8 protein-coding genes are annotated in these 5,369 nt (G+C 48.4%); all 8 read right to left on the reverse strand.

Annotated features, from left to right (window positions below):
* Positions 1-51: 51 nt before the first annotated feature.
* Positions 52-753: a transposase gene (locus tag BLR77_RS24660; protein WP_074682743.1), complete on the reverse strand. Its 702-nt coding sequence runs from the start codon at positions 751-753 to the stop codon at positions 52-54.
* A gap of 105 nt (positions 754-858) precedes the next feature.
* The gene (locus tag BLR77_RS25380; protein WP_139203096.1) at positions 859-1,332 is read right to left on the reverse strand and encodes a hypothetical protein; all 474 of its coding nucleotides are present in this window, start codon (positions 1,330-1,332) and stop codon (positions 859-861) included.
* On the reverse strand, positions 1,332-1,550 hold the full coding sequence (locus BLR77_RS25385; protein ID WP_139203097.1) for a hypothetical protein: 219 nt from the start codon (positions 1,548-1,550) through the stop codon (positions 1,332-1,334). Before BLR77_RS25385 ends, BLR77_RS25380 begins: the two co-directional genes overlap by 1 nt.
* A 35-nt stretch (positions 1,551-1,585) precedes the next feature.
* Positions 1,586-2,281, reverse strand: a complete 696-nt coding sequence (locus BLR77_RS24670; protein ID WP_074682745.1) for a transposase — start codon at positions 2,279-2,281, stop codon at positions 1,586-1,588.
* Positions 2,282-2,693: 412 nt separating this feature from the next.
* Entirely contained in the window at positions 2,694-3,104 is a 411-nt protein-coding gene (locus tag BLR77_RS25390) for a hypothetical protein (protein ID WP_139203098.1), read from the reverse strand.
* Positions 3,101-3,760: a hypothetical protein gene (locus tag BLR77_RS25395; protein WP_238380627.1), complete on the reverse strand. Its 660-nt coding sequence runs from the start codon at positions 3,758-3,760 to the stop codon at positions 3,101-3,103. The genes BLR77_RS25390 and BLR77_RS25395 overlap by 4 nt, the downstream gene beginning before the upstream one ends.
* A gap of 178 nt (positions 3,761-3,938) precedes the next feature.
* Positions 3,939-4,400: a hypothetical protein gene (locus BLR77_RS25400; protein WP_139203100.1), complete on the reverse strand. Its 462-nt coding sequence runs from the start codon at positions 4,398-4,400 to the stop codon at positions 3,939-3,941.
* 191 nt (positions 4,401-4,591) lie between these two features.
* Complete coding sequence (locus BLR77_RS24685; RefSeq protein WP_074682750.1) at positions 4,592-5,137, reverse strand: immunity 42 family protein; 546 nt, start codon at positions 5,135-5,137, stop codon at positions 4,592-4,594.
* Positions 5,138-5,369: the final 232 nt, after the last annotated feature.

Raw genomic sequence — 5,369 nt, forward strand, 5'->3', positions numbered from 1 at the left:
CAATACGCCCCATCCTTGGCATAACGACCTCCTTCCATTGAGACCTTCAGCTTAGCCGATCAGGCGAAAAATAAATCTGTCCCCTTTTTCCTGCAAGGGAACAGCACGCCGCCCCGTCTTGGCTTCGATTTTGGTCTTGAACCGATCATCGCCCAAAACCCACGCCTTGTTCGTAGCCTCACGGATCGCCGTCAGTTCCCGCTCCGGCATTCGGCCTCGGAACAGTGACCGGTAGGCGTCCTGCCGTTCCTCCTCCGTTTTACCGAGCTGGAGATACAGAGCATGTGGCGTAAGAAGCTGGATCGGCTTGCCCAAGGCATTCAATTGGTAACTGGACCAGGGGTACTCCGAGGCATGGGATACCATGCCCGCGCGCACCGGGTTCAACTCTATATAACGATAAACCGTCAGCAGGTAACTGTCGGAATCGACCAGCGTCGATTTATATCGCCCCTCCCACAAGGTGCCCGTACGACCGTGGGTGAAATTGAAGTACTGGACATATTTACGGCCCTGAGCCTGCATCAACCGACTTATGCCCTGCTCATCGCGGGGCGTAGCCAGCAAGTGCACATGGTTGGTCATTAGGACAAAGGCATGGATGGCGACCTGATACTTGATCGCCGCCTCCTCGAGAAAGGACAGGTAGGCCTTGTAGTCCGCCTCGTCATAAAAGCAGGCCTCCCGATTATTGCCACGCTGAATCACGTGCTGAGCGCAACCAGGAAAATAGAGGCGAGGTAAGCGGGCCATGTGGGTCTCCTTGGATCAGGGAGAAAGCTCACCCTCTGGTGCGCACAAATCAATGACTCTGACCCCATTGATCAGTTCCTTTTGGACCGAGGAAGCAGCTTTACATCAAGAGAGCTTAACGAACATAAGCCCTTGACACTTAACAATTTCAGCAGATATCTCTTTATAAATATAAAGATCATCACCCAGATTAATGAAGCTCAAAAACTGGGAGTTACCAAATCGGAGAGACACCCCAGCAACTGAGTCTTCAATAGATGACAAAACCAACGAGACCGAAGCCAACTCTTCTCCTATGACTGACGAAACAATCTCATCATCCATTAATGAGAAAATCTTCTCCGCCCCAAACTCACCTAAGTCACACTCGGAAACAGCATCTGAACCGTACGCTATAGACGCACCATCGGGTGCACACTCCAAAGTTCCAACCCTCTGACCATCAAAAAACAGGCTTACCGCTTGCGGAGAGTTATTTTTTTCCGACTCAAAAACATGAAACAACCCCAAAGCGAGGCGCAGCCGGAGCCCTATACAACCAACCAACCAAGTTTTAAAAGCCTCGGACACTGTAATCACTATGGATTGCCTTTCAGTGCATTTTTTACAGAAGGATTGTTTATACCACCCTTCATAATTGTCACAAAGGTCCCGTCGGGCTTTGTAATCACAACATCATCACCCTTTACTCGGAAGAATACGTTACCTCTAGTACCGCCACTTCCTTGGCCTGCAAATGTCCCAGGTATTACTTTTTCTGGATTTTTCCCAATGTCCTGAATTTTATCGATAACCATCTGCCGGTGAATAATAGGGGACAGACCACGTTTTACTAAATATCTGGCGCACTCTTGGGACGTCCTGGCTTGCCTCTTGTGACTCTTCGCCCCAACGCAGCCTCAACTTCGGCAGAAAATTTGGGACTTCCCAGCGCGTAGTTTCCATTTGTCGCGGCACGTATCTGATCAACAAGCCCTGGGTCTAGCTGATAGCGGAACAATTCTCTGTAAGCCTCAGTCCTGAGCACCTCATCTCGACCCAGTGCCTGATAGAGAGGATGTGGACAGCGCAGCACTGAGGACTCACCTTGCGCGTTGGCCCGGTAGCTCGACCAGCGATATTCCGCCGGGTGCTCAACCATGCCTGCGCGGATAGGATTCATCTCAATGTATCGATAGCAAGCCAACACATATGCCTCTTCCTGCATGAGGCACGAGCGGAAACGACCTTCCCACAGCGTCCCGCTACGGCGGTATGTGCGATTAACATACTGCACGTAACGCTGTCCTAGCCCCTTCATCATGAGCCCTGCACTATCAGAGCTTTCGGGCGTAACCAACAAATGAACATGGTTGGTCATCAGACACCAAGCATGGATCGCACATCCATGCTTCTTTGCTTGCTCCATCAACACATCCAGATAAAAAAGATAGTCCTCGTCAGCGTAAAAACAGGCTGAGCGATTGTTCCCTCTCTGAATCAGATGAACTGAAACGCCTGGCAATGATATGCGTGCTCGACGTGGCATACAGACCTCCTTCCATGGAATTCCATAACCCTAGACCAATAAACGTGGTCTGTCCCCTATTGTTCTCATTGATCCTTGGCCGGCCTTCAGGCTCAAACGACAGGCAGGTCATGCCGCTTTCAGAGCAACAGCGTCAGGCATAAAACCGTGCTGTCGCTCTGGCGTATCGGCCTTGAGTACCTCAGGCGCTCGGCCAGCGATTTATCATGCTCGGCTCTGGCGAAGATGGAGCTCTTGCTACGTGACGAGGTTCACCGGCAGGCGCAGGCACTGGAGTAGATTTGTGGGGATTCCTCAGAATCTGTCCCCTTTTTCCCCCTTTTTCCCGGTCCCCTTTTTCTCTGCCGTTAAAAAGCAGAGCAGGTTGCTTTGAGTCTTGACGCCAGGCCGACTAATGGGTGTCCCCTTTTCGCTATTGCCCCTTGCTATCGCCCTCTTTTTTACCTGATGAGGGTTCATCCCCCTCATCTGCATACAAGTCTTCCTTACTCAGACGAGCGCTGTCATACCACTGCCCCTCAGTACTCTTTATTGCCTGCTTACGATACCAATAGAGCCACAGTACTTTGGCAAACCCCGTTAACACCCCGCCGACACCTAAAATGCTTGCCCAAAATCTTCTAACACGGATTGTACTCTCGGAATCTGGCGTAGAGCTCAACCCTAAAATTATGTCTATCCAGTCAAAAATATGATTGGCATTCCAAATAAGAAACGCACCAAATAAACACAAAATAATATACCTTATATTCCCCCCGACACTAGATAGATCAAAAAAACCACCAGGATTCATATATTTAGGTAGCGGCTTCCTTCTTCTCATTTCCCATCCCCCCCGATCCTTTCAAAAAGAATAGGAAGTCCACCGCTTACTGCATTACCTGCCGCCTCCCCGATATAGGCCGGGTATGGATTTACCGTGCCAATATTCTGCAACAACAATGCCTTATTAGGATCAATCACAGAAGCACCAATACGATAAGGAAGGACACTAGCTGCCAGGCCAGATACGCCTTGGCCGAAAGCAGTTCCAAATCCCCCCGCAAGCGCTCCAACACCAACAGCTCTCACTACATCCCTATCCTCGGAGTAAACATAGTTATTGACCGACGTATTAGCACCGCCAACCACTCCCCCGAGCAAGGTATTCATCAGCGCACCTCCCGCCAAAGGATAAGCCAATCCACCCGTAACTCCCGCCACCAAGGTCTGAGCTGGACGATACTCTTTTCCACCTACCACCTGCCCCACCCCGTCAAATCCAGCCCCCAAACCAAAACCAGTTACCACCGGCCGTAACCCCATAGCCGCCCACCCAACAGACGCAACAGGTAACGCCGCTAGCGAGGATACTCCAAGCGTGAATGCTAGCTGATCGGCCTCCATTTGACTTGAAGTGCGCATATCAAGGGTATTAAGGCTATACGGCAACCCAGCAGCACAGGCGATACAACCCATAAACTCCAGCGGATAAGTCATTTGCTGCAGATCTGGCTGAATCCCTAGAGAACGATTATCCCACGCGTAACCACTGGTATTCTCCGCAACGAATCGAACCGCATCCACGTTCGCATCAGGCAACAGTTGAATGAAGCTTCGGCCGTCACCACCAAAGATCCATTTACAGCAGGAAAATAAATCTGTCCCCTTTTTCGTTCTACTTAAACACGCCTAGGTTCTCCATTGAAGCAGGGACTTCTCCGCTCTCATCAACCAGATCAATTGTACAATCCTTAGCAGAGCGCCTTTGGGTAAGCGTATATGTAGCACCCTGCACTGGTATAAAACTTATGCCAGCAGAGCACTCGAAATTGAGACCATAATTGTTATAGCTGGACACAACATAACCGGCTTTAAAATATTTTCGCTCACCTGCCGGCACATACACCGATGTTGACTGTTTTACAAAATTTCCGTGTTCGATAAGGCGCCCCGATTTTTCAGTCATCTCAAAGCGCGGATTATCGAACATCCTCAGCGCCTGAAACTCACCAGGGTTTAAAGTCATTCTTGTATAGATTATTTTAGCAGCATCGGAAGTGTCTGCCATAGGAGGAATCACTTTCACGCATCCCTGCAAGACAGTCATAGCAATAAAAATTACGTAACCAATTTTCATACAACCACCAGAGCAACCACAAAAACTCAATACGCCAAAAAGGAAAAAAACTTATCGTCTAGCGACCATACGCCCCATCGTTTGCATAAATACCTCCTTTCATTGAGACCTTCAGCTTAGTCGATCTGGTGAAAAATAAATCTGTCCCCTTTTCTCCACTTATCCGTTTTAAATGTTTTATTTAGTGCCCCCTATTGCTCTAGAACAGAACATGCATACTCTTTTACATCAAAAATTATTTTATTTATTTCCTCCCTTGAAAGAATTACATCCTCTAGCTTGGGACTATCAACATTTTCCCAACACATGACATCCTCACTTGCGCTTTTGACAAGGCGCTCCACCTCACCACCAACAATCCTTAAAAAATCCTGATCTGCAACAGCAAAAAAACACCCACCAAAACCGCTAACATTTGCGGGCGTAATACAATAATCAAATACTTGGTCAGGATATTCATTACCCTCTGACGGCTCTGGGTACGCCAACTTATAAAGACTTTCGAAAGCATCCTTTACTGGAAGAGAAAAAATATTCTCATTTCTAGGCTGAGAAACCAAAGCACAACCATCATCAACCACCTCACACAAGTCTGCAGACAATGTTGCGACTCTAATATCTCCAGGATACATATTGCCATTTATAATAAAATAAAATAACCCATTTTTAAACTCATCACTCCACTCAGGAACAACCTCCACCCAGATAGCAAATCGACAGGGATCACCAAAAATCATACTCACCTCCACTTCCCAGGCAAACCGAACGCTTTTCTTACACTATTCGGGACTTCGCTCTTCTTCAGCGGAACAGTCTTATCCCCAGTGCTACCAGACCAATGCCAAGAACCATTATTAGTATTCGTAAACTGATGCGCAAAAAGGGGACAGATTTATTTTCCGGGGTTACGCCTCGGCCTGCCCTGACCTCGTAGCTCAACCCGCTGCCCTTGGATTCTTTCTATTTCAT

The sequence above is a fragment of the Ectopseudomonas alcaliphila genome, from assembly GCF_900101755.1.
GTDB classification, from domain to species: Bacteria; Pseudomonadota; Gammaproteobacteria; order Pseudomonadales; family Pseudomonadaceae; genus Aquipseudomonas; species Aquipseudomonas alcaliphila.

Coding starts and splice junctions, on each gene's coding strand:
- BLR77_RS24660 (WP_074682743.1), bottom strand. CDS start 753: ATGGCCCGCTTACCTCGCCTCTATTTTCCTGGTTGCGCTCAGCACGTG.
- BLR77_RS25385 (WP_139203097.1), bottom strand. CDS start 1,550: ATGGTTATCGATAAAATTCAGGACATTGGGAAAAATCCAGAAAAAGTA.
- BLR77_RS24670 (WP_074682745.1), bottom strand. CDS start 2,281: ATGCCACGTCGAGCACGCATATCATTGCCAGGCGTTTCAGTTCATCTG.
- BLR77_RS25390 (WP_139203098.1), bottom strand. CDS start 3,104: ATGAGAAGAAGGAAGCCGCTACCTAAATATATGAATCCTGGTGGTTTT.
- BLR77_RS25395 (WP_238380627.1), bottom strand. CDS start 3,760: ATGACTTATCCGCTGGAGTTTATGGGTTGTATCGCCTGTGCTGCTGGG.
- BLR77_RS25400 (WP_139203100.1), bottom strand. CDS start 4,400: ATGAAAATTGGTTACGTAATTTTTATTGCTATGACTGTCTTGCAGGGA.
- BLR77_RS24685 (WP_074682750.1), bottom strand. CDS start 5,137: ATGATTTTTGGTGATCCCTGTCGATTTGCTATCTGGGTGGAGGTTGTT.